This is a genomic window from Streptomyces macrolidinus (assembly GCF_023887685.1).
GTDB classification, from domain to species: domain Bacteria; phylum Actinomycetota; class Actinomycetes; order Streptomycetales; family Streptomycetaceae; genus Streptomyces; species Streptomyces macrolidinus.
Window position 1 is genome coordinate 42,172 of the sequence record NZ_JAMWMR010000027.1, and the last position, 26,027, is coordinate 68,198.

Genomic DNA, 26,027 nt, shown 5'->3' on the forward strand with positions numbered 1-26,027 from the left:
TTGGGCGGCGGGGTCGTTGGCACCTACGTGCACGCATATGACGTCCCCGCCCGCCAGTCCTACGCGCCGCTCCCCTCCGGGCGAGCGGCCCAGGACAGCGCACAGGCCACGCCGATCTACGACGCGCTCTACGCCGAGTACGTCGCTTCGTTCCGGGCGTTCCCGGGCGACCGCAGCGACGAGGAGGAGCTGGGCTTCACCGCCTTCTCCCGCTCGCCGCACGACAGAGCCTCGTACGGAGCCCGGACGTACGGGAGCGGTCACAGCGTCCCCCAGCACGCGACCGGTCCCCTGGCCTCCCCGCACGGTCAACCGGGCCCGGCGTCCTCCGTCTGGCAGCAAGTGGCCCGGCATGCCCGGGGGATGCACCACGTCCCGGCGCTGCCGCCCGCACCGCGCCAGGGACTGTGAGCGGCACGCACGACCGTGAGCGGCGCACTACAAGGGGCGGCTCCCACCGGGAGACCGCCTCTCGCCCATGACTCCGTAGCGCGCTGGTTCTTCTCGCCGCTACTTCGGCTTGCCGCTACTTCTTCTTGCCGCGCTTCTCGCGCACGCGCACCGAGATATGGATCGGCGCCCCTTCGAAGCCGAACTCCTCACGCAGCCGTCGCTCGATGAAGCGGCGGTAGCCCGCCTCGATGAAGCCGGAGGCGAAGAGCACGAACCGCGGGGGCTTGGTGCCCGCCTGCGTACCGAAGAGGATGCGGGGCTGCTTGCCGCCGCGGACCGGGTGCGGGTGGGCGGCGACCAGCTCGCCGAGGAAGGCGTTGAGCCGGCCCGTCGGCACGCGCGTCTCCCAGCCCGCCAGGGCCGCCTCGATCGCCGGGACCAGCTTCTCCATGTGCCGCCCCGTGCGCGCCGAGACGTTGACCCGCGGCGCCCAGGCGACCTGGCCCAGCTCGGTCTCGATCTCCCGCTCCAGGTAGTAGCGGCGCTCCTCGTCCAGGGTGTCCCACTTGTTGATGGCGAGGACGAGCGCGCGACCCGCCTCCACGGCCATGGTGACGATCCGCTGGTCCTGGACCGAGATGGTCTCCGAGCCGTCGATCAGGACGACGGCGACCTCCGCCTTCTCGACGGCCGCCGCGGTGCGCAGCGAGGCGTAGTAGTCGGCGCCCTGCTGGAGGTGGACCCGCTTGCGGATACCGGCCGTGTCGACGAACTTCCAGGTCTTGCCGCCGAGTTCGATCAGCTCGTCGACCGGGTCGCGGGTGGTTCCGGCGAGTTCGTTGACGACGACGCGCTCCTCGCCCGCGACCTTGTTCAGCAGCGAGGACTTGCCGACGTTCGGGCGGCCGATCAGGGCGATGCGGCGCGGTCCGCCGAGGGCGGCGGCGAAGGTCTGGGCGGGCGCCTCGGGCAGCGCCTCCAGGACGGCGTCCAGCATGTCGCCGGTGCCGCGGCCGTGGAGGGCGGAGACCGGGTGGGGCTCGCCGAGGCCGAGGTTCCACAGGTAGGCCGCGTCGGCCTCGCCGCTCGGGCCGTCGACCTTGTTGGCGCACAGCACGACGGGCTTGCCCGCCTTGCGCAGCAGTCGTACGACGGCCTCGTCGGTGTCGGTGGCGCCGACCTTGGCGTCCACGACGAAGACGACCGCGTCGGCCGCCTCGATCGCGTACTCGGCCTGCGCGGCCACCGAGGCGTCGATGCCGAGGACGTCCTGCTCCCAGCCGCCGGTGTCCACGACCTTGAAGCGGCGGCCCGCCCACTCCGCCTCGTAGGTCACGCGGTCGCGGGTGACGCCGGGCTTGTCCTCCACGACCGCCTCGCGGCGGCCGATGATCCGGTTCACCAGGGTCGACTTGCCGACGTTCGGGCGGCCGACGACGGCGAGGACGGGCAGCGGGCCGTGGCCCGCCTCCTCGATGGCGCCCTCGACGTCCTCGAGGTCGAAGCCCTCTTCCGCGGCGAGCTCCATGAACTCCGCGTACTCGGCGTCGCCGAGCGCCCCGTGCTCGTACGCGTGCTCGGCCGAGCCGTCGGGCTGGATCTGGTCGTTCATGAAGTCCGTACCTCGTTCATCGTGGTGATCGGTGGCGCACCGCTCCTGCACGGTGATCCACTACTCAAGTGTCGCCTAGCGCCCGGTGGAGCGCCTGGCGTTTTCCAGGTGCGTGGCGAGCTGCTGCTGGATGCGCACGGTCGCCTCGTCCAGCGCCTTGCGCGTCCGCCGCCCGCTGCCGTCGCCCGCCTGGAACGGGTCGCCGAAGACGACGTCGACGCGGCTGCGCAGCGGCGGCAGCCCACGTATCAACCGTCCTTGCCTCTCGGTGCTTCCCAGCACCGCGACGGGCACGATCGGCGCCCCGCTGCGCACCGCGAAGTACGCGAGCCCGGCGCGCAGTGCGGCGAAGTCGCCCTCGCCGCGGGTGCCCTCGGGGAAGATCCCGAGGACGCCGCCGTTCTCGAGCACGCCGAGCGCCCGGGTCACGGCCTGGCGGTCGACGCTCGCCCGGTCCACCTCGATCTGCCCGATACCGCGCAGGAAGGGGTCGAGCGGGCCGACGAACGCCTCCTTCTTGATCAGGAAGTGCGTCGGCCTCGGCGCCACGCCCATGACCATCGGACCGTCGACGATATGGGAGTGGTTGACCGCGAGGATGGCCGGGCCGGTCGCGGGGACCTTCCAGGCACCGAGCACTCGCGGCTTGAACAGCCCGTACATCAGGGGAACGCCGATGCGCCGCCCGACCTCGGCGCTCCGTATCGAGGGAGCCTCGGTCACTTCGCGGCCCGCTTCTCCTCGACCAGGGTCACGACGCACTCGATGACCTGCTGGAGGGTGAGGTCGGTGGTGTCCACCTCGACCGCGTCGTCCGCCTTCGCGAGCGGGGACGTCTTGCGGGTGGAGTCGGCCGCGTCCCGCTTGATCAGCGCCTCGCGGGTGGCGTGGATGTCCACGCCCTTCAGCTCGCCGCTGCGGCGGGCGGCACGCGCCTCCGGGGAGGCGGTGAGGAAGATCTTGAGGTCGGCGTCCGGCAGGACCGTCGTACCGATGTCACGGCCCTCCACGACGATGCCGCGCTGCGCGGAGGCGGCCAGGGAGCGCTGCAGCTCGGTGATCCGCGTGCGCACCTCGGGCACCGCGCTGACCGCGCTGACCTTGGAGGTGACCTCCTGGGTGCGGATCGGGCCGGAGACGTCCGTGCCGTCCACGGTGATGGTGGGCGCGGCCGGGTCCGTACCGGAGACGATCTCCGGCTTGCCCGCGACCGCCGCGACCGCCCAGGGGTCCGCTATGTCGATGCCGTTGGTCACCATCCACCAGGTGATCGCCCGGTACTGGGCGCCGGTGTCCAGGTAGCTCAGCCCGAGCTGTGCGGCCACGGCCTTGGAGGTGCTGGACTTGCCCGTGCCGGAGGGGCCGTCGATGGCGACAATCACTGCCGGGGCGGTCCGGGCGGCGCCGTTTTCCACGGTGGGAACACCTTCCTGGTGCGGGAGTGGCGGATGCGTGCGGGACGCGAGGGCGCCCCGCACAAGGTTACTGGCTCGCCGGACCCGGTATGACTGGCGGAGTCCCGGACCGCCCGACGTCGTACGAGCCCGACCGCCCGCGGCCCTCGCCCGGCCCGGACCGGGTGCCGGTCCGCTTACTGCCGGATCGCCCAGCCCCGCTCCCGCAGTGCCGTCGTCAGTACGGGCGCCGCCTGCGGCTCCACGGTGAGCTGGACCAGGCCCGCCTGCTGCCCGGTCGCGTGCTCGATGCGGACGTCCTCGATGTTGACGCCCGCCGTGCCCGCGTCCGCGAAGATACGGGCGAGCTGGCCGGGCTGGTCGTTGATCAGCACCGTCACGGTCTCGTAGACCTGCGGGGCGCTGCCGTGCTTGCCGGGCACCCGGATCTGCCCGGCGTTGCCGCGGCGCAGCATCGTGCCGACCCCGTCGGTGCCCGCGCGTCGCTCGGCGTCGTCGGAGGACTGGAGGGCGCGCAGCGCCCGCACCGTCTCGTCGAGGTCGGCGGCGACCTCGGAGAGCAGGTCGGCGACCGGGCCCGGGTTCGCGGAGAGGATGTCGATCCACATCCGCGGGTCGGACGCCGCGATCCGCGTCACGTCCCGGATGCCCTGCCCGCACAGCCGTACGGCCGCTTCCTCCGCGTGCTCCAGACGCGCGGCGACCAGGCTGGAGACCAGGTGGGGCATGTGGGAGACCAGGGCGACGGCCCGGTCATGGGCGTCGGCGTCCATGACGACGGGCACGGCACGGCAGAACGACACCAGCTCCAGCGCGAGGTTCAGCACCTCGGTGTCCGTCTCCCGCGTCGGGGTTAGCACCCAGGGGCGCCCCTCGAAGAGGTCGCCGCTGGCCGCCAGCGGTCCGGACTTCTCGCGGCCTGCCATGGGGTGCGTGCCGATGTAGCGCGCCAGGAGGGCCGCGTCGAGGCCGAGCGCCTCCAGTTCGCGGCGGGGGCCGCCCTTGACGCTGGCCACGTCGAGATAGCCGCGTCCGAGGCCGCGCCGCATGGCGTCGGCGAGCGCGGCGGCCACGTACGCGGGCGGGGCCGCGACGACCACCAGGTCGACGGGTCCCTCGGGCTCCTTGTCGATGCCGGCGCCGAGCGCGGCGGCCGTGCGGGCCTGCTCGGGGTCATGGTCGGCGAGATGCACGGCGACCCCGCGCGCGGCGAGCGCCAGGGCCGCCGAGGTGCCGATCAGCCCCGTACCGATGACGAGTGCGGTCCTCACTGGGCGACGATGCTCCTCGCTGGTCTGCGGAATCCTCTTGGGTCTGCGGATCCCTCGTGTCCCTCTTGATCGCACCAGCCTAGTCAGCCCCGGAGGTCGGGCGACACGGCGCCCGGCAGGCGAGACGCGGGCGCGGTCCGGTCCTTCGACGCCGAACGGCCGGTTCCGCCGCAGCGGGAACCGGCCGTCGCCGTGGAGCGCCGTCCTAGCCGTCCTAGAGATCGACTTCCTGCATCAGCATCCCGACCTCGGTGTTCGACAGGCGGCGCAGCCAGCCCGACTTCTGGTCGCCGAGGGTGATCGGGCCGAAGGCGGTGCGCACCAGCTTGTCGACCGGGAAGCCGGCCTCGGCGAGCATGCGGCGCACGATGTGCTTGCGGCCCTCGTGCAGCGTCACCTCGACGAGGTAGTTCTTGCCGGTCTGCTCGACCACCCGGAAGTGGTCCGCGCGCGCGTACCCGTCCTCGAGCTGGATGCCGTCCTTGAGGCGCTTGCCCAGGTCGCGCGGGATCGGGCCCACGATGTGCGCGAGGTACGTCTTGCGGACGCCGTACTTGGGGTGGGTCAGGCGGTGGGCCAGCTCACCGTGGTTGGTGAGCAGGATGACGCCCTCGGTCTCCGTGTCGAGCCGGCCGACGTGGAAGAGCCGGGTCTCGCGGTTGGTGACGTAGTCGCCGAGGCACTGGCGTCCCTCCGGGTCCTCCATGGTGGAGACGACACCGGCGGGCTTGTTCAGCGAGAAGAACTGGTACGACTGCGTGGCCACGGTCAGCCCGTCGACCTTGATCTCGGCCTTCTCGGGGTCGACCCGCAGCCCCTGCTCGGTGACGATCTCGCCGTCGACCTCGACCCTGGCCTGGTCGATCAGCTCCTCACAGGCCCGCCGGGAGCCGTAGCCCGCCCGCGCGAGCACCTTCTGGAGCCGTTCGCCCTCCTGCTCGGCGCCCGGGAAGGTCTTGGGCAGCTTGACGTCCTTCTTGCCCGCGTACCGCGCGCGGTTGCGCTCCTCGGCGCGCGCCTCGTACTCGCGCGAGCGTGCGGGCGCCGTACGGCCGCCGCGCTGCTCGGACTGGCGGGGTCCGCCCTTGGCGCCGCCGCGCGCGCTCGCGCCGCGCCCGGACTTCGGACCGCCCTGGGAGGCGCCGGGGCCCACGTCGTAGCGGCGCTCCTCGGGGCGGGGCTTGCGGGGGCGGCCCTGCCCCTGCTTCTGGTCCCTGTCGTTGCCGGCACCGCGGTAGTTACCGCGCCCGCCGCTCTTGCCGCTGCCGCTGCTTCGCATCAAAGTTCCGTCGTCGAGTTCGTCGTGTGATCGTCGTCTGCGTCCGGCGCATCGGGAGCGTCCGGGTCGAACGACAGTACGCCCTCCTGGGTCTCGGCCTCGATCGCCTCCGCCTCCGGGAGGAAGGGCGCGAGCTCCGGGAGTTCGTCCAGGCCGCGCAGGCCCATCCGCTCCAGGAAGTAGTTCGTCGTCCTGTACAGGATCGCACCTGTTTCGGGTTCCGTGCCCGCCTCCTCGACCAGACCGCGCTGGAGCAGGGTGCGCATGACCCCGTCGCAGTTGACTCCGCGGACCGCCGAGACGCGGCTGCGGCTGACCGGCTGGCGGTAGGCGACCACCGCGAGGGTCTCCAGGGCGGCCTGGGTGAGCCGGGCCTGCTGCCCGTCGAGGACGAAGCGCTCGACGGCGGAGGCGTACGCGGCGCGGGTGGAGAAGCGCCAGCCGCCCGCGACGAACCGCAGCTCGAACCCGCGTCGCTGCACGGTGTACTCGTCGGCGAGTTCGCGCAGGGCGTCGGCGATCCGGCGCGGGGGCCGCTCCAGGATCTTCGCGAGGTGCTCCTCGGTGACGGGCTGGTCCACGACCATGAGGACGGCCTCCAGGGCGGGCTTGAGGTCGAGGCCCGCCACGGTGCTCGGGGGGGCCTTTGGAACCTCGGTCGCCGGAACCTCGGTGGTCTCCTCGCTCACGCCTTCTCCTGTGCTGTCGTGTCGTTCTCGGCGGGTTCGGGCGGCCGGTCGAACTCGTCCGTGACCGTCGGCGCCCCCTCGCCGACCCCGCCGGTCCAGCGCACCACCAGTTCACCGAGGGCGGCCTCCTGCTCCAGCGCCACGACCTTCTCGCGGTACAGCTCCAGCAGCGCGAGGAAGCGCGCGACGACCGTGAGGGTGTCGTCGGTGTCCTGGACGAGGACGCGGAAGCTGGTCTCGCCCAGCTCCCGCAGCCGGTCGACCACGATCCCCGCCTGCTCCCGCACGGACACCAGCGGGGCGTGGATGTGCTCGACGTACATCTGCGGTTCGGGCCGGGGCCGCATCGCCTTGGCGGCGAGCCGGGCGAACCCCTCCGGGCCGATACTGATGACGACCTCGGGCAGCAGCTCGGCGTGGTGGGGTTCGAGGCCGACGGTACGGGGGTGGCGCCGGGCCTCGTCCTCGCTGCGCCGGTGGAAGATCTCCGCGATCTGCTTGTATGCCCGGTACTGCAGCAGCCGCGCGAACAGCAGGTCGCGGGCCTCCAGCAGCGCGAGGTCGGCCTCGTCCTCGACCTCGGCGGCGGGTAGCAGCCGCGCCGCCTTGAGGTCGAGCAGGGTCGCGGCGACGACGAGGAACTCGGTCGTCCGGTCGAGGTCGCCGTCCGGCCCCAGGGCCCGGATGTACGCCATGAACTCGTCGGTGACCTTGGACAGGGCGACCTCGGTGACATCGAGCTTGTGCTTCGAGATCAGTTGGAGGAGCAGGTCGAAGGGCCCCTCGAAGTTGGCGAGCCGGACCGTGAAGACTCCGTCATCGGGCCCGGCCTCGGGTCGCGGGTCCTCGGCGGGCGGGACCGGAGCAGGCTCGGGCGCGCCCCCGGGCCCGCGCCCGAGCGCACGCCGACGGCCGGCGGGGCCGGTGGCGGGGACGGAGCCGTCGTACGAGGTCATGGCCGTCGCAGGCTATCCGCCTACCGTCCCCGGAGCCGACGTACGAGGATGCTCGCGTCCCCTCGGGACTCCAGGTCCGCCAGCACCACGGCGACCGCCTCGCGCACGATGCGCCCGCGGTCGACCGCGAGCCCGTGCTCACCGCGGAGCACGAGACGGGCGTGCTCCAGGTCCATCAGCTCTTCCGCGGACACATACACGGTGATCTTCTCGTCGTGCCGTTCCCGCCCGCTGGGCCGCCGCCCGGCCGCGCGGCCCCGCTTGCGCTGCGCGGGCGCCACGGCGGTGCCGTCCGGCGTCGTCTGACGCCGCGTGGGCCGCTCCGCGGCGGCCCGCATCCGGGACTCGCCCGCCTGAGCGGCGTCGGCCGCGACATGCTCGTCGCCCTCGCCGTCGCCGCCCTGCACGGGCACCGCCGGGGGCGCGTCCTCCGCGGCCGTCGCCTCGCTCTCACCCGCCGGAGCCGGCACCCGGGGCTCGCCGCCCGCCTGGCGCCTGGGGGTGGACGCCTGGAGCGCCGTTCCCCCGGTGGTACGGAACAGTTCGTCGGCCCCCGGCAGACTCACTCGGCGTGACACCGGGCGAGCACCTCCCTGGCGAGCTGGCGGTATGCGGCGGCACCGACGGAGTTGGAGGCGTACGTGGTGATCGGCTCACCGGCGACCGTGGTCTCCGGGAAGCGCACGGTCCGGCCGATCACCGTGTGGTAGACGTGGTCGTCGAACGCCTCGACGACGCGCGCGAGGACCTCACGGCTGTGCACGGTCCGGGAGTCGTACATCGTGGCGAGGATGCCGTCCAGCTCCAGCTCGGGGTTGAGCCGCTCCTGGACCTTCTCGATGGTCTCGGTGAGCAGCGCGACCCCGCGCAGCGCGAAGAACTCGCACTCCAGCGGCACGATCACCTTGTGCGCCGCGGTGAGCGCGTTCACGGTGAGCAGGCCGAGCGAGGGCTGACAGTCGATCACGATGTAGTCGTAGTCGGGCAGCAGCGGCTTGAGGGCCCGCTGGAGCGTCGACTCGCGCGCGACCTCCGAGACGAGCTGGACCTCGGCCGCCGACAGGTCGATGTTGCTCGGCAGCAGGTCCATGTTCGGGACCGCGGTCTTCAGCAGGACCTCGTCCGCGGACATGCCCCGCTCCATGAGCAGGTTGTAGACGGTGAGGTCCAGCTCCATGGGGTTGACGCCGAGGCCCACCGACAGTGCGCCCTGCGGGTCGAAGTCGACGAGCAGCACCCGGCGCCCGTACTCGGCGAGCGCGGCGCCCAGGTTGATGGTCGACGTCGTCTTGCCGACGCCGCCCTTCTGGTTGCACATCGCGATGATCTTCGCGGGGCCGTGGTCGGTCAGCGGTCCCGGGATGGGGAAGTACGGCAGCGGGCGGCCGGTCGGGCCGATGCGCTCACGGCGCTGGCGTGCCGCGTCGGGTGCGAGCGTGGCCGCGTACTCGGGATCGGGCTCGTATTCGGCGTCGGGGTCGTAGAAGTGCCCGTCGGGCAGCTCGTCGTAGTCGGCGAAGTTGTTGTGGACCCCGCCTCTCCCGTTGCCGGCCATGGCGTTCACGTGTGGGCCATCCATGATCTGGTGTGCTGTCGGAGCCAGGTGGGGGTGCTGGCTCTGGTGGGCTGCGAAGGTACGGACAGCGACGGAGCCGACAGCCTCGAGCCCCGTGGGGCCCGTGGCCCGCGCAGGCATTCCTGGTTGACCACCCCCGGGAGCAAATGTCGACTCATTCACAAGTCGTCTTACCTCCTTGGTGACCAGGAAACTTCTAGACAGGTCAGCGTGGCACCATGCCGACGGTTGGCGACTCTATGGCGTGTCGGCGGTCCGCAGCAACACAATCCGCCGGACCCGGCACGATGTGTCGGCAATGAAACATGCCGCTGTCAAGGGTGTCCGGACGTCGTTCGCCAGGTTTCACCAGTGTGCGAAACGGTGAAAGGGTTGCGTTCGAGGCGAGTTGAACGAGTGTCGCAAAGTGACCATACACACACTCGGCCGGACCTTGTCGGGCAAGGTCCGGCCGGGCAGGTCGTGTTGACGACGTGAGTTGACCAGTCGCCTTGTGGCGCGGGGCTGTTCGAACCCGCGCCGATGTGCTATCAGCCGAGCAGGGAGTCCAGCTCCACGTGCTCCATGCCGAGCGCCTCGGCGACGCCCTGGTAAACCACCTTGCCGTCATGGACGTTGAGGCCCTTGGCCAGCGCGGGGTCACGGCGCAGCGCCTCGACCCAGCCGCGGTTGGCCAGTTCCACGATGTAGGGCAGCGTGGCGTTGGTCAGCGCGTAGGTGGAGGTGTTGGGGACGGCGCCGGGCATGTTGGCGACGCAGTAGAACACCGAGTTGTGGACCTTGAAGGTCGGCTCGGCGTGCGTGGTCGGACGGGAGTCCTCGAAGCAGCCGCCCTGGTCGATCGCGATGTCGACAAGGACACTTCCCGCCTTCATCCGGGAGACCAGCTCGTTGGTGACCAGCTTCGGGGCCTTGGCGCCCGGGATCAGCACGGCACCGACGACGAGGTCGGCCTCGAGGCAGGCCTTCTCCAGCTCGAAGGCGTTGGAGACCACGGTCTGGATCTTCGTGCCGAAGACCTTGTCCGCTTCCTTGAGCTTGTTGATGTCCTTGTCGAGCAGGGTGACGTGGTAGCCCAGACCGATGGCGATGGTCGCGGCGTTCCAGCCGGAGACACCGGCGCCGATGACCACGGCCTTGGCGGCGAGCACACCCGGGACACCGCCGGGCAGCACGCCACGGCCGCCGGCCGCGCGCATCAGGTGGTAGGAGCCGACCTGCGGGGCCAGGCGGCCCGCGACCTCGGACATCGGGGCGAGCAGCGGGAGCGCGCGGTTCGGCAGCTCGACCGTCTCGTAGGCGATGGCGGTGGTGCCGGACTCCAGCAGCGCGTCCGTGCACTCCTTGGAGGCGGCCAGGTGCAGGTAGGTGAAGAGGATCTGGTCCTTGCGAAGGCGGTGGTACTCCTCCGCGATGGGCTCCTTGACCTTGAGCAGCAGGTCGGCGGCGGCCCAGACCTCGTCCGCGGTCTCCAGGATCTCGGCCCCGGCGGCCACGTACTCCGCGTCCGGGATCGAGGAGCCGACGCCGGCGTTCCGCTCGACGACGACCTGGTGTCCGTTGCGCACCAGCTCGTGCACGCCGGCGGGGGTGATAGCCACCCGGAACTCGTTGTTCTTGACCTCGCGGGGGATGCCGACCTTCACGTCGATCACGGTCCTTGACTCAGAGGGGGTTCTAGGGCTGTGCATGCCGGGGCAGTGCAAGCCCGGTCAATGCTTGTCATACCCGGGCAGTAGTGAACGTACCGGGAGACACCGCAGGAGAACCGGCGGCAACGCCAGTCTAATGAAGGATTTCGAGCTGTCTAGCCTTTCATTGCTTTAATCCTTATCGGCTGCACTGCGGATTTCGTAGGCGTTGGCGCCTTCGTCCCCCGCACCCGCGCTGTCCTGGGACTCTTCCTCCAGCAGATGCCCGGCCGCCTCCCGGTGGGACAGGGCGCCCGCCGGGTCACCGAGGTGCTCCAGGGCGTCGGCGGCCCGCAGCCGCAGCGCGGCCTGAAGCCGTACGTCCTCCGCGCGGCGCGCCCACTCGATCGCCTCCTGGCAGGTACGCAACGACTCCGTGGGGCGGCCCAGGAGGTCCTGGACGCGGGCCAGTTCACCCAACGCCCTTGCGTGGGCGGCCACATCGCCCGTTCTGCGGTGTCCCGCCGCCGCCGCGCGCCAGTTGCGCAGGGCCTCCTCGTGGTGCCCCGCGTGCGTGAGGGCGGCGGCGATACGGCCGTAGAGCCGGGCGGCGTCCGCGCGCTCGTCGCGGGCCAGGCGCTGGGCCAGGGCCCTGCCGTACCAGTCGGCGGCCCGGTCGTAGTCCCCCAGCTCCTGGTGGGCGCCGCCTACGGATTCCATCGCGCGGCCCGTCGCATACGGATCGTCGGCCTCCCGCCCGGCGTCCAGCGCGGCCCGGTAGCGGGCCAGTGCCGTCGCGGTCCGGCCGCTGCGCGCGTCCAGGTCGGCGAGGTTCAGCAGGGCCGCCGCCTTCTCGCGAGGCAGGTCGGCGCGGTCGGCGACGTCGAGGACGAGCCGGTGGATGCCGTACAGCTCGGGCGCTGCCGCGCGGGTGCCGAAGTGGGCGACCAGGGCCCGCACCAGCGCGGCCATCAGGCGGCGGGCCAGGGTGTCCAACGTGCCGTCGGCGACGGCGAGTCGGGCCGCGGCCAGCAGCGCGGGCTGTCGGGTGCGCAGCCAGTCCTCGGCGGCCCTCGGGTCCGGGAAGCGCAGGGCCGAGGGCAGGCCGTGGAGCTTCTCGCGGGCCTGCGGGCTGTCGGTCTCGGTGATCGCGCGGCAGGAGTGCAGCAGCCGCACGGTCCGCTCCAGCATGCGCGCGCGGGCGAGTTGCAGCTCGGCCGGGCGGTCCTCGTCCTCGGCCGCGGCGCGCAGCAGGGGCAGCACACAGCCGGGGATCTCGTAGTGCGCGCGGTCGGTGTCCACGCGCCGCAGGAAGCCGAGGGCCGTGAAGTCCTCGAGGGCGCCACGGGCGTCGGCGGGCGAGCAGCCCGCCAGCGCGGAGGCGGTGTGCGGGTCGAGCAGTCCGGCGGGGGCCAGGGAGAACAGCCGCAGGGTGCGGCGGGCCGTGGGCGCCAGCCCCTCGTACGCGAGCCGGGAGACCCGGACCGGGGGCGGTCCCTCGTCGGCCCCGGCCCGCAACTGCTGGGCGAGGTCGGCGACGGCGGCCTCGGGTCGGGCGGCCAGCCAGCCGCCCGCGAGGACCAGCGAGGCGGGGTGACCGGCGCACTCCTCCACGAGCCGCTCGGCGGCGCGCGGGTCGACGGTGATGCGGACGGAGCCGGTGCGCCGGGTGAGCAGGGCCAGCGCGGACCGGGTGTCCAACCCGCCCAGGGTGCAGGGCCGTACGTCCGTGATGCCGGTCAACGGGCCCGTGGAGACGGCGACGACCAGACAGCCGGGGGTCTCGGGCAGCACCGCGTCGACCTGGTCGGCGGTGACCGCGTCGTCGAGCAGGAGCACCATGCGCCGGGTCACGAGGGCGGCGCGCACCGCCTCGCTCAGCTCGTCCTCGGCGGCTCCGGGCTGGGCGGGCAGGCCGAGGGCGGTGAGCAGTTCGCGGGCGGTGCGTTCGGTGGGTACGGGGGTGCCGTCGGGCTCGCTGAGGCGGGCGCGCAGCACGCCGTCCGCGTACCGGTCCGCGACCTGGCGGACCAGTTCCTCGGCGAGTGCGGTGCGGCCGGAGCCGGGGCGGCCCGCGATGAGCAGGACCCGGGCGCGGGGGGCCTTGCGACCGGTGAGGGTGTCCAGGCCCGCGCGCTCGATGTCGGCCTGAAGCTCCTTCAACTCCCTTGCGCGGCCGAGGAATCGAGGAGTCGTGGCGGCGGGACGCCGGTCGCTTCGAGAGAGCCGGCCGTCGGCTGCCGCCACCGCCTGATCCGTCACGGGCCACGCTCCCGTCCCACTGCGCACACCGGCCCGCCGGGCCTTGAGCGGGTCGTCTGCAGAGCCTAGTTCACGCTCTGCGACAGACCAGCAGGAGCACCGCTCACTCATCCCTCGATCGGATCAAGCGATCGTACGACCGGCGGGGGCAGGTCCTCAGGCCTCGAAGGGGCGCGCGGGCCAGGGCGCCTCGGCCGGGCGCAGCGCGTCCAGGCCGTCGCCGTCGCGGGCGGCGATCAGGGAGAGGACGCCGACGACGAGGCAGTTGTTGTGCAGCTCACCGGCCAGCACCCCGCGGACGAGGTCCTCGACGGGGACGCGGGCCAGCTCCATGTCGGCCTCCTCGTCCTCGACCTCGAAGCGCTGCCCGTCCGCCTCGGACAGGTCGCGGGCGAGGAAGATGCGCACGGCCTCGTCGCAGCCGCCGGGCGTGGTGTACACGTCCGTCAGCACGCGCCAGTCCTCGGCCTTGACGTACGCCTCCTCGTACAGCTCGCGCTGGGCGGCGTGCAGGGGGTTCTCGCCGGGGACGTCGAGGAGACCGGCCGGGATCTCCCAGAGCTTGTGGCGCACGGGGTGGCGGTACTGCCGTATGACCAGGACCCGGCCCTGGTCGTCGAGGGCGAGGACGGCGACGGAGCCGGGGTGCACCTGGTAGTCGCGGCGGGCGACCGCGCCGCCGGGCATGACCACGTCGTCCGTGCGGACGGAGGTCTTGTTGCCGACGAACGGGGTGTCGCTCGCCCTGACCTCCCACTCCTCGGGGGTGTCCTTGATCGCCATCTGGTTCTGTTCCTCCCACACGCACTACGACAACCGGGGTACGTGTCCACGCGGGACACGCACCCCGGCCACCGTACAACTCTTGTGTTACTTGCCCGTCTTGCGTTCCACCGCGGCCTTCACCAGACCCGCGAAGAGCGGGTGCGGGCGGGTCGGGCGGGAGCGCAGCTCCGGGTGCGCCTGCGTGGCGACCAGGTAGGGGTGGACGTCACGGGGGTACTCGACGTACTCCACGAGCTTGCCGTCCGGGGACGTGCCGGAGAAGAGGATGCCCGCCTTCTTCTCCAGCTCGGCGCGGTAGGCGTTGTTCACCTCGTAGCGGTGGCGGTGGCGCTCCTCGACGTACTCCTTGCCGGCGTAGACCTCGCGCACGATCGAGCCCTCGGCCAGCTTGGCCGGGTACATGCCGAGGCGCATGGTGCCGCCCATGTCGCCCTCGCCCGCGACGATGTCGAGCTGCTCGGCCATGGTGGAGATCACGGGGTGGGCGGTGGCCGCGTCGAACTCGGTGGAGTTCGCGTCCTCGACACCGGCCAGGTTCCGCGCCGCCTCGATCACGATGCACTGCAGGCCCAGGCACAGGCCGAGCAGCGGGATCTTGTTCTCGCGGGCGTACTGGATGGCGCCGACCTTGCCGAGCACACCGCGGTCTCCGAAGCCGCCGGGGATGCAGATGCCGTCCACGTCGGAGAGCTGCTTCTTGGCGCCCGCCGGGGTCTTGCAGTCGTCGGAGGTGACCCACTTGATCTTCACGCGGGCCTTGTTGGCGAAGCCTCCGGCGCGCAGCGCCTCGGTCACCGACAGATAGGCGTCGGGCAGGTCGATGTACTTGCCCACCAGCGCGAGAGTGATCTCGTGGTCGGGGTTGTGGACGCGGTCGAGCAGGTCGTCCCAGGTCGTCCAGTCCACGTCGCGGAAGGGCAGGTCGAGCTTGCGCACGACGTAGGCGTCCAGGCCCTCGGTGTGCACGACCTTCGGGATGTCGTAGATCGAGCGGGCGTCGGGGCAGGCGACGACGGCGGCCTCGTCGACGTCGCACATCAGCGAGATCTTGCGCTTGATCGCGGTCGGGACCTCGCGGTCGCAGCGCAGGACGATCGCGTCGGGCTGGATACCGATGTTGCGCAGCGCGGCGACGGAGTGCTGGGTCGGCTTGGTCTTCAGCTCGCCGGAGGGGCCGATGTAGGGCAGCAGCGAGATGTGGACGACGAAGACGTTGTCGCGGCCGACCTCGTGGCGGACCTGGCGGACGGTCTCCAGGAACGGCAGCGACTCGATGTCGCCGACCGTGCCGCCGACCTCCGTGATGACGACGTCCACCTCGTCGGTGGCCATGCGCCGGATGCGGTGCTTGATCTCGTTGGTGATGTGCGGGATGACCTGCACGGTGTCGCCGAGGTACTCACCGCGGCGCTCCTTGGCGATCACGGCGGAGTAGACCTGGCCCGTGGTGACGTTGGCGGAGCCGTCGAGGTCGCGGTCGAGGAAGCGCTCGTAGTGGCCGATGTCCAGGTCGGTCTCGGCGCCGTCGTTGGTGACGAACACCTCACCGTGCTGGAAGGGGTTCATCGTGCCCGGGTCGACGTTCAGGTACGGGTCGAGCTTCTGCATGACGACCCGCAGGCCCCGCGCCTTGAGGAGCATGCCGAGGCTGGAGGCCGTCAGGCCCTTGCCGAGCGAGGAGGCGACACCCCCGGTGACGAAGATGTGCTTGGTCGTCCTGGAATTGGGCGGCATGGCCAAGAGGGGGCTCCCGTGGTCGCGGTCTGGGGTGCGATACGGCGTACTCCTCCGAACGATCTTCGGGGGCTGCCGTCGCTGCGGTTCGGGGGTTTCGTTCCCACCGGTCCACGGGCTACCAGGGTATCAGCGCGAAAGAGGGCCTGCTCCCGGCCACGCTCCGCGTCCGTACGGGTACCCATGCGCGACGCTCTCGCGCCGCTCACCTCCGCCTCACCCGTTCGGGGCACTTCCCTTGTCCGAAGCGGCAAGCGGATCATCGACGTACGTCATATCCTGCTCGGACACTCGCTGCCGAGCACTCCCGGTCAACGGCACCACCCCCGCCCGTCCACCGGAACCACAAGGGCTCGTCAGTTCGTTGACCATCGACTGCTTCACCGACACACGGGTCGATGAGCGACGACCTCTCACCGACCCCCTGACCGCAACAGCAACCGCCCCTCGGGGCGACGTGGCCGTTCGACTGGAGTTGCATTGGCCGGGCGCATCGAAGACTACGCACTCATCGGAGACATGCAGACCGCCGCGCTGGTCTGCCGGGACGGCACAGTGGACTGGTTGTGCCTGCCCCGCTTCGACTCCCATGCCGTCTTCGCGGGGCTGCTCGGCACAGAGGATCACGGCTTCTGGCGGCTGGGTCCCGCCCATGCGGCGGACATCGAGCCGCCCGCGGCGACCCGGCGTTCGTACCGCGGCGAGTCCCTGATCCTGGAGTCCGAGTGGGACACCCCGCGGGGCACCGTCCGAGTGATCGACTTCATGCCGCCGCGTGACGGCGCCCCCCAGTTGATCCGCATCGTGGAGGGCGTCACGGGCCGGGTGCCGATGCGCTCGATGCTGCGTATGCGGTTCTCCTACGGACGGGTGGTGCCCTGGGTCCACAAGTACGAGGGGCGCACGGTGGCCGTGGCCGGACCGGACTCGGTGTGGTTCGACACCCAGGCCGAGACCTATGGCAAGGCGCTGACCACCTACGCGGACTTCACGGTCGCGCCGGGCGACCGGGTCGCGTTCACGATCTCGTGGCAGCCCTCGCACAAGGAGCAGCCGCCGATGCCGGAGCCCGAGCAGTCGCTGGAGGCGGCCGAGGACTTCTGGCGGGAGTGGGTGGGGCACTGTACGTACCACGGCCCCTACCGCGAGGCCGTCATCCGCTCCCTGATCACGCTGAAGGCCCTCACCTACGCGCCGACGGGCGGCATCGTGGCCGCGCCCACGACCTCGCTGCCGGAGGAGATCGGCGGCGTGCGCAACTGGGACTACCGCTACACCTGGCTGCGCGACGCGGCGATCACCCTGTCCTCCCTGCTGCGCACGGGCTACCGCGACGAGGCCCGCGCCTGGCGCGAATGGCTGCTGCGGGCCGTCGCGGGCGACCCCGAGAACCTGCAGATCATGTACGGCATCGCGGGTGAACGGGAGCTGGGCGAGGCCGAGTTGGACTGGCTGCCCGGCTATGAGAACTCCGCGCCGGTCCGGGTCGGCAACGGCGCCGCGCACCAGCTCCAGCTCGATGTGTACGGCGAGGTCACCGAGGCCCTGCACCTGGCCCATATGACGGGCCTGGCCCGCAACGACTACGCCTCGCTGCTCCAGCTCAAGCTCATCCGCTACCTCGAGCAGCACTGGCACGAGCCGGACGAGGGCATCTGGGAGGTGCGCGGCCCGCGCCGCCACTTCGTGCACTCCAAGGTGATGGCGTGGGTCGCGGTGGACCGCACGATCAAGCTGATCGAGTCCGGTGACGCGGACGGCCCGCTGGAGAAGTGGCGCGAGCTGCGCGATGTGATCCACCGCGATGTGTGCGAGAAGGGCTACGACAAGGAGCGCAACACCTTCACCCAGTCCTACGGCTCCAAGGAGCTGGACGCCTCGCTGCTGCTGATCCCGCAGATGGGCTTCCTGCCGCCGGACGACAAGCGGGTGATCGGCACGATCGAGGCCATCCAGCGCGAGCTGTCCACGTCGGACGGGTTCATCCTGCGCTATCCGACCCTCGGCGGCAGCGAGGGCGTGGACGGGCTGCCGGGTGACGAGGGCGCGTTCCTCGCCTGCTCGTTCTGGATGGCGGACGACCTGGCGATGATCGGCCGGGTGGACGAGGCCCGCAAGCTGTTCGAGAAGCTGCTGGCCCTGCGCAACGATCTGGGCCTGCTCGCCGAGGAGTGGGACTCCCGGCTGCAACGCCAGGTCGGCAACTTCCCGCAGGCGTTCAGCCATGTCCCCCTCATCGACACGGCACTGCGGCTGACGGCGTCCGGGGCGTACGGGGGCTGAGGCCGACGGCGGGGCCGCTTACGCTGAGAGCAGTCCTGTCCCCCGTATCGAGGTATCGGAAGGGGGCGGCCACCATGCCCCCCTTCGCCACGGCGCGTACGGCGCTGGCCGCGCTGCGCGCGGATCTGGCCGGTGAGGTCCTCGCCCCCGGTGACGCGGGCTACGACGCGGCCCGGCGCGTGTGCAACGCGCGGATCGACCGTCGGCCCGCCGTGATCGCGCGGTGCGCGGGGCCGGACGACGTGGTGCGGGCTGTGTGCTTCGCCCGCGAGCTGGATCTGCGGGTCGCCGTGCGCGGCGGCGGTCACAGCGTCGCGGGGATGGGGGTCAACGACAACGGCGTGGTCATCGATCTGCGCCGGATGCGCCAGGTCACGGTCCACCCCGGCGCCGCCGCGGTCCGGGTGGAGGGCGGCGCCCTGACGCGTGACCTCGACCGCGCCACCCGGCCGTACGGCCTCGCGACCACCGGCGGCCGGGACTCCGCGTCCGGGGTCGCGGGCTTCGTCCTCGGCGGCGGCAGCGGCCGACTGGAGCGGGCCTTCGGCCCCGCCGTCGACCAGTTGCTCGGCGCCGAGCTGGTGACCGCGGACGGCACCGCGGTCCGGGCGACCTCCGAGGAACACCCCGAGCTGTTCTGGGCGCTGCACGGCGGCGGCGGGAACTTCGGCGTGGCCACCGCGCTGACGCTCCGGCTGTACGAGCTGCCCGAGTTCTCCGTCGCCCTGCTCGGCTTCCGGCCCGAGGCGGGCCCCGCAGCGATCCGCGCCTTCCGCGAGGTCGTCGCCACCGGCCCGCCGGAGGTCAGCGGCACCGTGCTGTATCTGACCGCGCGGCCCGAGCCGTTCGTCCCCGGGCATCTGGTCGGCACCCTGCTGTGCCTGGTGGTGGTCACGTACGTCGGCGGCGCGGACCGGCTGCGCGGGTTCGTCCGGCCGCTGCTGGAGCTGCCGCACGTCTCGGAGGTCCTCGCCGCGCTGCCGTACGCCGACGTCCAGGGCATGTTCGACACCCCGTGCGGGCTGCGGCACCACGGGACGACCGAGTATCTGACCGCGCTGCCCGACGAACTGGTCGATGTCTTCTGCGCCCGTGCCCGCGCCCTGCCCATCCCCGGCGGCTGCCGGTACACGCTGTGGCCGCTGGCCGCCGCGCCCGCCGCGTACCCGGACCCCCGCGCGGACGCGACCTGGGCCGTGTGCCCCCGCGGGGTCTGGGCCGATCCGGCGGACGACGCACGGGTGCCGGTCTGGGTCGAGGAGGCGCGCGCCGACGTACGGCCTTGGCGCACGGGCGCGGTTCATGTGCGCCTCGTCGGGGACGCGGGCAGGGACCGGGTGGTGGCCGGGCTCGCCGCCGCGCACCTCGACCGGCTGGCGCGGGTGAAGCGGCGGTACGACCCGGACAACATGTTCAGGTTCAACCACAACATCCGGCCTGTTTGAGCGGGGACCGACGGTGCGGCCGGGGCGTCCGCGCAGGTAGCGTCACCGCATGGACAGCCGTTTCGACTCCTCCGGCACCCAGGGCGCCGGGATCACCGTGCAGCGGGCGCTGGAGCTGCCCGGACTGCGCAGCGGGCTCCCGGAGGTGCTGGCCGGCGCCGACCGGTTGCAGCGCGCGGTGCGCTGGGTGCACGCGGGCGAGGTCCCGAACATCGCGTCGCTGCTCAAGGGCGGCGAGCTGCTGCTGACCACGGGCTACGGGCTCGGCACCCGGCCCGCCGACCAGCGCGCGTTCGTCCGCACCCTGGCGGAGCGGGGCATCGCGGCCCTGGTCGTGGAGCTGGGCCCGCGCTTCACCCGGCTGCCCGCCGCCCTGGTCGAGACGGCCCGCGCCGCCGGGCTGCCGCTCGTCCAGTTGCACCGCGAGGTGCCGTTCGTGACGGTCACCGAGGAGATCCACACCGAGATCGTCAACGGCCACTACGCGCTGCTCCAGCGGGCCGAGGAGGTGCACCGCCGCTGCACCGTGGCGCTGCTCGGCGGCGGCGGAGTGCCCCAGGTGCTGCGGATCCTCGCCGACTTCAGCGGCAACCCGGTGTTCCTGGAGACCGCCGAGGGGCAACTGCTGTACGCCGCCGGGGCCGGTCCGGCGGACACGGACCCGCTCCAGGTGTGGGAGGGGCTGCGCGGCCAGCACAAGGACGAGCCGCCCGCCGGGACGGTCCTCGTGGACGTACCGGGCGGCGGTCCCGGCACGGGTTCCGTACGGGCCCGGCTGGTGCTGCTGCCGGTCAGTACGGCGGTGGCGCCGGTGCACCGGATCGCCGCCGAACGGGCCGCGGACGTGCTCGCCGTGGTACTGATACAGGCCCGGCAGGAGGAGGAGCTGGCCGCGCGCGGGCGCGGTGACTTCCTCAGCGACCTCGCCGCGGGCCGGATCGCCGCCGAGGACGCGCCCGCGCAGGCCCGGGTGCTGGGGTTCAAGCCGGGTGACAGCCCGCTGCTGCCGGTGGTGATGCGGCTCGCGGACGGTCTGTCGCCGGGCGGCGGGGCCTGGGCGGTGCTGGCGCGGGCGGTCGCGGAGAAGCTGGCGTCGGTGGGCGTGCCGGTCCTGCTCGGCGTCCGGCCGGTGGAGGGCCGGGTCCCGCTGCTGCTGGGACTGCGCTCGGAGGCGGAACGCTCGGCGGTCGCCGACCGGGTGGCCGCGGCGCTGCGGGCGGGGGTGGAGCGGGCCGGGATGCGGCGGCCGGGCGCGCCTCCGCCGGTCGTGGTGGTCGGTGTCGCGGGGAGCTGGGCGGCGGCGTCGGCGGGGCTGCGGCACGCGGCGGAGGCGGCGACGGCGGCCCAGGGGCTGCCGGAGCTGCCGTGGTACGACGCGCGTCGCCTCGACATCGATCTGCTGCTGTGGCGGCTGCGCGACCATCCGGATCTCGCGGCCTTCGTGGAGCGCGCGATCGGCCCGCTGCGCGACCACGACCGCCGTTCCCGGCCGCCGCTGCTGCCGACGCTTCAGACGTATCTGGCGCATGCGGGCCGTAAGGCGGAGACGGCCCGCGAGCTGCATCTGAACCGGCAGACGCTCTACAACCGGCTTGCTCGTATAGGGGAGTTGCTGGGGACGGACCTCGACGACCCGCAGACGGTCCTGGCCCTCGGCCTGGCCCTGCGCGCCCGCCGCCACGTGGGGTAGCCCAGGCGGTGGATCAGGCCTGGCCGAACGGCCACATCTGGGTCAACTCGTCGTAGACGCTGAGGACTTGGGTCACGGTGTCGTCCTCCGTCGGCCAGGTCGCGGCCTGTTGCTCGCCTCTGTCCTTCAACCGCTCCTGGCGTACGGGGTCGTCGAGGAGGCGGACGACGGCGGCGGCCAGGGCGTCCGCGTCGCCGTACGGGACCAGTTCGGCCGCGTCGCCGACCAGTTCGCGCATGCCGCCGACGGCGGTGGCGACGAGCGGCACGCGCGCGTGGAGGGCCTCCTGGGCGAGGACGGAGCGGGACTCCCAGCGGCTCGGGACCAGCGCGAGGTCGGCGGCGGTGAGCAGTTCGCGGACGTCGTCGCGCCGCCCGAGCAGCCGTACGGGCAGGTCCTCGGCCTCGATACGCCGTCCGATCTCCGCGCGCAACGGCCCCTCCCCCGCGATCACGAGCAGCGGGACCGGGTCGTAGTGGCGCAGCGCGCGGCAGGCGTCGAGCAGCACGTCGTAGCCGCGGTGGTGCTCCAGGGCGCCGACGGCCATGAGTAACGGCCGGTCCACGGCGCCGAGTTCGGCGCGCAGCTTGGGGCGCCGCAGGTCGGGGTCGTCGCGGTCGACGGCCTTGCGGGGTGCGGGCAGGGCGATGGCGGCGAGCCGCGCGTCGCGGGCGCCGTGCCGACGGGCCCGGTCGACCAGGTCGGACGAGGTCCCGAGGACGACGGACGCGGCCTTGGCGACCCGGCGTTCGAGCACCCGCAGCAGCCGGGCGCGGGCGCCTTCGGCATGGCCGCGGATGTGCCAGGTGACGACGAGCGGGGTGCGGCGCCCGCTGAGCGCGAGGGCGGCGCGCAGGCCCGCGTGCAGCCCGTGCGCGTGCACCACGTCCGCGTCGGCGCAGGTGAGGCGGAGCGCGGCCAGGCAGGCGGGCTCCGCGCTGCGGGGCACGGAGACGTGCTGGGCGCCGACGCCGCTGAACGCGTAGAGCCGCTCGGCCTCGGCGGGCGCGCACACCGTCACGCGCACGCCCCGGGCGGCCAGTCCCGAGGCCAGCGACCGCACATGCGTACTACTGCCCGCGCTGCCCCCGCCGAGCACCTGCACGGCGTGCAGCGGCGTCCGGCCGTACGGCGAGGGGCTGGTCGCAAGGCTCACGTGGCCGGGGCTCCTGGTTCGGCGTCGGACGGTCACGAAGAAACGTACAGAAGGATCGGGCAGGGGGCATGGACCGCGCTGTCGAGGCACCGGTTGCTTCGCGGATGACTCAAGCATGCCAGGGCGTACGGGTGTTGGGGCACCGCCAGAGAGTGTGCGAGTACGGCGGAGCAGGGGGTCCGGGGCCCACAAGGTCACCCACACGGGTGACGGTGACGGCACGGCCACCGCCCCGGAACCTCGCTAACCGTCCGCCCGTGCCGTGGCCAGGAGTTCCTCCGCATGGGCGCGGGCCGTCTCCGAGTCCTCCTGACCGGCCAGCATCCGGGACAGCTCCCGGATCCGCTCCTCGCCCTCCAGGACCTTCACCCCGGACCGTGTCACCGACCCGTCGTTCGTCTTCTCCACCAGCAGTTGGCGATCGGCGAACGCCGCCACCTGGGGCAGATGCGTGACCACCACGACCTGCGCGGTCTTCGCGAGCCGGGCCAGCCTGCGGCCGATCTCGACCGCCGCCTTGCCGCCGACGCCCGCGTCGACCTCGTCGAACAGATACGTCGGCACCGGGTCCGTCCCCGCGAACACGACCTCCACCGCGAGCATCACGCGCGACAGCTCACCGCCGGAGGCACCCTTGGCGATGGGCCGCGGCGGCGCGCCGGGGTGCGGGGCGAGCAGCAGCTCCACCTCGTCGACGCCCGACGGCCCGTACGCGACCATGCGCCCGCCGACCTCGACGCCCTCGGGGTCCTCGCTCTGCCGGATCTCGAACGACACGCGCGCGTGCGGCATGGCGAGCGAGGCCAGCTCGGCGGTCACGGCGGCGGCGAACCGTTCGGCCGCCTCCGCGCGCGCGTCGGTCAACGCCTGGGCGAGGCCGCCCAGTTCACCGCGCAGGGCGTCCCGCTCGGCGGTCAGCTCCCCGATCCGCTCGTCGTCGCCGTCGAGTTCGCCCAGCCGGGCGGCGCTCTGCTCGGCCCAGGCGAGGACGGCGCCCATGTCCGGCCCGTACTTGCGGGTCAGGGCGGTGAGCACGGCGCGCCGCTCCTCGACGGCGGCCAGCCGCAGCGGGTCGGCGTCCAGGTCGTCGGCGTACCCGGCCAGTTCCCCGGCCACGTCGCCGAGCAGGATCGCGATCTCCCCGATCCGGTCGGCGAGGCCCGCCAGCGCCGGGTCGTGCGAGCGCACCGCTTCCAGGGCCCTGTGCGCGCCCGCGACCAGGGTGGCCGCGTCGACGCCCTCGGGGTCCTCCGGGTTGCCCACGAGGGCGGCGTGCGCGGCGGTCGCGGCCGACGCGAGGGCCTCCGCGTGCCCGAGCCGCTCGGCCTCCTCGGCCAGCTCCCCGTCCTCGCCCGGCCGCGGCTCCACGGCCGCGATCTCGTCGAGCCCGAAGCGCAGCAGGTCGGCTTCCTGGGCCCGCTCGCGCGCGCGGGTGGTGATCTCGTCCAGCTCGGCCGTGACGGTCCGTAGCCGCTGGTAGGCCTCGGTGTACCGGGCGAGCGGCACGGTGACGGCATCGCCCGCGTACCGGTCGAGCGCCTGCCGCTGCCGGGACAGCTTGAGCAGCCCCTGCTGGTCGGTCTGGCCGTGGACGGCGACCAGTTCGTCGGCCAGCTCGGCGAGCATGCCGACGGGCACGGAACGCCCGCCCAGATGCGCCCGGGAGCGCCCCTCGGCGGAGACGGTACGGCTGATGAGCAGCGCCCCGTCGTCCAGCTCGGCCCCGGCCTCTTCGGCGCGTACGACGGCGGAGGCGCCCTCGCGCACGGCGATCCGCCCCTCCACGACCGCGTTCTTCGACCCGATCCGTACGAGCGCCGGATCCGCGCGCCCGCCGAGCAGCAGACCGAGACTGGTCACGACCATGGTCTTGCCCGCACCCGTCTCACCGGTCACGGCGGTGAAGCCGGGCGACAGCTCGACGACCGCGTCGTCGATGACTCCGAGTGACCGTATCCGCATCTCCTCCAACACGCCCATGACCATACGAGGTTTTCCCCGCACGCCGCGACGCCGCCCCCACCTTCACGGGCGAAGCCGCTGGTGAGCGGGGGGCTACGGAAGGCCGGGCGTCACCCCCTGGGCCATCGCTCGTTGACCCGGGGGGCCTGACGCCCGGCCGGTACCGCTCTAGTGTGGCCTGCCCCGCCACCCGGACACCGGCAGCGCGAACTTGGCCACCAGGCGGTCCGTGAACGACGCGTGGTGCAGCCGGGCCAGGCGCACCGGGACCGCGCCCCGCCGCACCTCGACGCGCGCGCCGCGCGGCAGTTCCACCATCCGTCGCCCGTCGCACCAGAGCACCCCGTGCGGGGTGTCCGGCTGCACCTCCACGGCGAGCACGGAGTCCGGCGAGGTCACGAGCGGCTTGGCGAACAGCGCGTGCGCGCTGATCGGCACCATGAGCAGCGCCTCGACCTCCGGCCACACCACGGGCCCGCCCGCGGAGAAGGCGTACGCCGTCGAGCCGGTGGGGGTCGCGCACACGATGCCGTCGCAGCCGAACCCGGTCACCGGCCGCCCGTCGATCTCCAGGACGACCTCCAGGAGCTTCTCGGCGGAGACCTTCTGCACGGCCGCCTCGTTGAGCGCCCAGTCGACGTGCACGACATCGCCGTTCCTGTGCACGACGACGTCGACGGTCATGCGCTCCTCGACCTCGTACGCCCGCATCACCACCCGGTCGACGACCCGGTCGAGGTCGTCCCGCTCGGCCTCGGCGAGGAAGCCGACCCGGCCGAGGTTGACGCCGAGCATCGGCACCCCGGAGGCGCGGGCGAACTCGGCGCCGCGCAGCAGGGTGCCGTCACCGCCGAGGACTATGAGCAGCTCGCAGCCGTCCAGGCACCGCGGCGTGGCCTCCTTGACCAGCTCCACTTCCTCGGGCAGCGGCAGATCGGCCGCCTCCGCCTCCAGGACACGTACGCCGATTCCGCACCGCAGCAGCCCCTTGACCACGAGTTCGGCGCTGCGAACGGCCGCGGGCCGCCCGGTGTGGGCGAGCAGGAAGACAGTACGAGCTGGGTTCTGTGTCAACGCGGCCCCTCCGCTACGGCACGGTCTACGTCGGCCGGGTCCAGTGCGGGTGCGCCGGCTCGCAGCCACAGAAAGTACTCGACGTTGCCGGAGGGACCGGGCAGCGGGCTCGCCGTCACGCCCTTCACGCCGAGCCCGAGTTCGGCGGCGCGCTCGGCGACCCCGCGCACGGCCTCGGCGCGAAGGTGCGGGCTGCGGACGACACCACCGCTGCCCAGGCGTTCCTTGCCCACCTCGAACTGCGGCTTGACCATCATCACCAGGTCGGCGTCCGGCTTCGTGCACCGCACCAGGGCGGGCAGCACCAGGCCGAGCGGGATGAAGGACAGATCGCCCACGACCAGGTCCACGGGTTCGCCGTCGATCGCGTCGAGCGTCAACTCCCGTACGTTCGTGCGGTCCTTGACGGTGACGCGGTCGTCGCTCTGCAGCGACCAGGCCAGTTGTCCGTAGCCGACGTCGACGGCGACGACATGGGCGGCGCCCGCGCGCAGCAGGACGTCCGTGAAGCCGCCGGTGGAGGCGCCCGCGTCCAGGGCGCGCCGCCCCTCGACCACAAGCCCCCGCGGTACGAAGGCCGTCAGCGCGCCGGCGAGCTTGTGGCCGCCGCGCGAGACGTACTCGGGGTCGTTGTCGTCCTGGGCGACCACGATGGCTGCGGCGGTCTCCACCTGCGTGGCGGGCTTGGTCGCGACGGTCTTGCCGACACTGACCCGCCCGGCCGCGATGAGCTGGCTGGCATGCTCCCGTGAGCGTGCCAGCTTCCGACGAACCAGCTCCGCGTCCAGACGGCGGCGTGCGACTCCTGCCACG

21 protein-coding genes are annotated in these 26,027 nt (G+C 72.6%); 4 read left to right on the forward strand and 17 right to left on the reverse strand.

Annotation, left to right across the window (positions count from 1 at the left end):
• Positions 1-27 precede the first annotated feature (27 nt).
• Positions 28-411: a hypothetical protein gene (locus tag NGF19_RS24730; RefSeq protein ID WP_252427535.1), complete on the forward strand. Its 384-nt coding sequence runs from the start codon at positions 28-30 to the stop codon at positions 409-411.
• A 115-nt stretch (positions 412-526) separates the two neighbouring features.
• Here NGF19_RS24730 and der read toward each other — a convergent pair whose 3' ends face one another.
• The 13 genes from der to pyrG form a co-directional block, all read right to left on the reverse strand.
• The gene (gene der / locus NGF19_RS24735; protein ID WP_252427537.1) at positions 527-2,005 is read right to left on the reverse strand and encodes a ribosome biogenesis GTPase Der; all 1,479 of its coding nucleotides are present in this window, start codon (positions 2,003-2,005) and stop codon (positions 527-529) included.
• Between the two features lie 75 nt (positions 2,006-2,080).
• Positions 2,081-2,728: a lysophospholipid acyltransferase family protein gene (locus NGF19_RS24740; RefSeq protein ID WP_252427538.1), complete on the reverse strand. Its 648-nt coding sequence runs from the start codon at positions 2,726-2,728 to the stop codon at positions 2,081-2,083.
• Positions 2,725-3,420 (reverse strand): (d)CMP kinase, encoded by a 696-nt coding sequence (gene cmk, locus NGF19_RS24745; RefSeq protein ID WP_252427539.1) that lies wholly within the window; start codon positions 3,418-3,420, stop codon positions 2,725-2,727. Before cmk ends, NGF19_RS24740 begins: the two co-directional genes overlap by 4 nt.
• A gap of 176 nt (positions 3,421-3,596) precedes the next feature.
• Positions 3,597-4,691: a prephenate dehydrogenase gene (locus NGF19_RS24750; protein WP_252427541.1), complete on the reverse strand. Its 1,095-nt coding sequence runs from the start codon at positions 4,689-4,691 to the stop codon at positions 3,597-3,599.
• A 214-nt stretch (positions 4,692-4,905) separates the two neighbouring features.
• On the reverse strand, positions 4,906-5,970 hold the full coding sequence (locus NGF19_RS24755) for a pseudouridine synthase (protein ID WP_252427542.1): 1,065 nt from the start codon (positions 5,968-5,970) through the stop codon (positions 4,906-4,908).
• Complete coding sequence (gene scpB / locus NGF19_RS24760) at positions 5,970-6,659, reverse strand: SMC-Scp complex subunit ScpB (RefSeq protein ID WP_252427544.1); 690 nt, start codon at positions 6,657-6,659, stop codon at positions 5,970-5,972. The genes NGF19_RS24755 and scpB overlap by 1 nt, the downstream gene beginning before the upstream one ends.
• Positions 6,656-7,615 (reverse strand): segregation and condensation protein A, encoded by a 960-nt coding sequence (locus NGF19_RS24765; protein ID WP_252427546.1) that lies wholly within the window; start codon positions 7,613-7,615, stop codon positions 6,656-6,658. Before NGF19_RS24765 ends, scpB begins: the two co-directional genes overlap by 4 nt.
• A gap of 20 nt (positions 7,616-7,635) precedes the next feature.
• Positions 7,636-8,193, reverse strand: coding sequence for a hypothetical protein (locus NGF19_RS24770; protein ID WP_252427547.1), 558 nt, complete (start codon positions 8,191-8,193; stop codon positions 7,636-7,638).
• The gene (locus tag NGF19_RS24775; RefSeq protein WP_252427548.1) at positions 8,178-9,311 is read right to left on the reverse strand and encodes a ParA family protein; all 1,134 of its coding nucleotides are present in this window, start codon (positions 9,309-9,311) and stop codon (positions 8,178-8,180) included. Before NGF19_RS24775 ends, NGF19_RS24770 begins: the two co-directional genes overlap by 16 nt.
• 410 nt (positions 9,312-9,721) lie before the next feature.
• Positions 9,722-10,846 (reverse strand): alanine dehydrogenase, encoded by a 1,125-nt coding sequence (gene ald / locus NGF19_RS24780; RefSeq protein ID WP_252427550.1) that lies wholly within the window; start codon positions 10,844-10,846, stop codon positions 9,722-9,724.
• Positions 10,847-11,014: 168 nt separating this feature from the next.
• A complete protein-coding gene (locus tag NGF19_RS24785; RefSeq protein ID WP_252427551.1) occupies positions 11,015-13,084 on the reverse strand; it encodes a tetratricopeptide repeat protein in 2,070 nt (689 codons plus the stop codon).
• A 156-nt stretch (positions 13,085-13,240) separates the two neighbouring features.
• Positions 13,241-13,867 carry an NUDIX domain-containing protein gene (locus NGF19_RS24790; RefSeq protein WP_252427553.1) on the reverse strand — a complete coding sequence of 209 codons (627 nt, stop codon included), beginning with the start codon at positions 13,865-13,867 and terminating at the stop codon, positions 13,241-13,243.
• Positions 13,868-13,954: 87 nt separating this feature from the next.
• The gene (gene pyrG, locus NGF19_RS24795) at positions 13,955-15,604 is read right to left on the reverse strand and encodes a CTP synthase (RefSeq protein ID WP_252427555.1); all 1,650 of its coding nucleotides are present in this window, start codon (positions 15,602-15,604) and stop codon (positions 13,955-13,957) included.
• 480 nt (positions 15,605-16,084) lie between these two features.
• Between pyrG and NGF19_RS24800 the strand changes: the two genes are divergently transcribed.
• The 3 genes from NGF19_RS24800 (at position 16,085) to NGF19_RS24810 (ending at position 21,022) form a co-directional block, all read left to right on the forward strand.
• Positions 16,085-17,887 (forward strand): glycoside hydrolase family 15 protein, encoded by a 1,803-nt coding sequence (locus NGF19_RS24800; RefSeq protein ID WP_252427557.1) that lies wholly within the window; start codon positions 16,085-16,087, stop codon positions 17,885-17,887.
• Positions 17,888-17,961: 74 nt separating this feature from the next.
• Complete coding sequence (locus NGF19_RS24805; RefSeq protein WP_252427559.1) at positions 17,962-19,332, forward strand: FAD-binding oxidoreductase; 1,371 nt, start codon at positions 17,962-17,964, stop codon at positions 19,330-19,332.
• 49 nt (positions 19,333-19,381) lie between these two features.
• On the forward strand, positions 19,382-21,022 hold the full coding sequence (locus NGF19_RS24810; RefSeq protein WP_252427561.1) for a PucR family transcriptional regulator: 1,641 nt from the start codon (positions 19,382-19,384) through the stop codon (positions 21,020-21,022).
• A 13-nt stretch (positions 21,023-21,035) separates the two neighbouring features.
• On the opposite strand, the gene NGF19_RS24815 is transcribed toward NGF19_RS24810, so the two are convergent.
• From NGF19_RS24815 to NGF19_RS24830, 4 genes are all read right to left on the reverse strand, one after another.
• Positions 21,036-22,178, reverse strand: coding sequence for a glycosyltransferase family 4 protein (locus NGF19_RS24815; protein WP_252427562.1), 1,143 nt, complete (start codon positions 22,176-22,178; stop codon positions 21,036-21,038).
• Between the two features lie 243 nt (positions 22,179-22,421).
• Positions 22,422-24,164: a DNA repair protein RecN gene (gene recN / locus NGF19_RS24820; protein WP_252427564.1), complete on the reverse strand. Its 1,743-nt coding sequence runs from the start codon at positions 24,162-24,164 to the stop codon at positions 22,422-22,424.
• Positions 24,165-24,308: 144 nt separating this feature from the next.
• Positions 24,309-25,214, reverse strand: a complete 906-nt coding sequence (locus NGF19_RS24825; protein WP_252427566.1) for an NAD kinase — start codon at positions 25,212-25,214, stop codon at positions 24,309-24,311.
• Complete coding sequence (locus NGF19_RS24830) at positions 25,211-26,026, reverse strand: TlyA family RNA methyltransferase (RefSeq protein WP_252427567.1); 816 nt, start codon at positions 26,024-26,026, stop codon at positions 25,211-25,213. Before NGF19_RS24830 ends, NGF19_RS24825 begins: the two co-directional genes overlap by 4 nt.
• Between the last annotated feature and the right edge of the window lies 1 nt (position 26,027).

Bases quoted from the DNA above. Each gene is read 5' to 3' on its own strand.
- der (WP_252427537.1), bottom strand. From the start codon at position 2,005: ATGAACGACCAGATCCAGCCCGACGGCTCGGCCGAGCACGCGTACGAG.
- NGF19_RS24755 (WP_252427542.1), bottom strand. From the start codon at position 5,970: ATGCGAAGCAGCGGCAGCGGCAAGAGCGGCGGGCGCGGTAACTACCGC.
- NGF19_RS24765 (WP_252427546.1), bottom strand. From the start codon at position 7,615: ATGACCTCGTACGACGGCTCCGTCCCCGCCACCGGCCCCGCCGGCCGT.
- NGF19_RS24775 (WP_252427548.1), bottom strand. From the start codon at position 9,311: ATGCCTGCGCGGGCCACGGGCCCCACGGGGCTCGAGGCTGTCGGCTCC.
- NGF19_RS24790 (WP_252427553.1), bottom strand. From the start codon at position 13,867: ATGGCGATCAAGGACACCCCCGAGGAGTGGGAGGTCAGGGCGAGCGAC.
- pyrG (WP_252427555.1), bottom strand. From the start codon at position 15,604: ATGCCGCCCAATTCCAGGACGACCAAGCACATCTTCGTCACCGGGGGT.
- NGF19_RS24805 (WP_252427559.1), top strand. From the start codon at position 17,962: ATGCCCCCCTTCGCCACGGCGCGTACGGCGCTGGCCGCGCTGCGCGCG.
- NGF19_RS24810 (WP_252427561.1), top strand. From the start codon at position 19,382: ATGGACAGCCGTTTCGACTCCTCCGGCACCCAGGGCGCCGGGATCACC.
- recN (WP_252427564.1), bottom strand. From the start codon at position 24,164: ATGGTCATGGGCGTGTTGGAGGAGATGCGGATACGGTCACTCGGAGTC.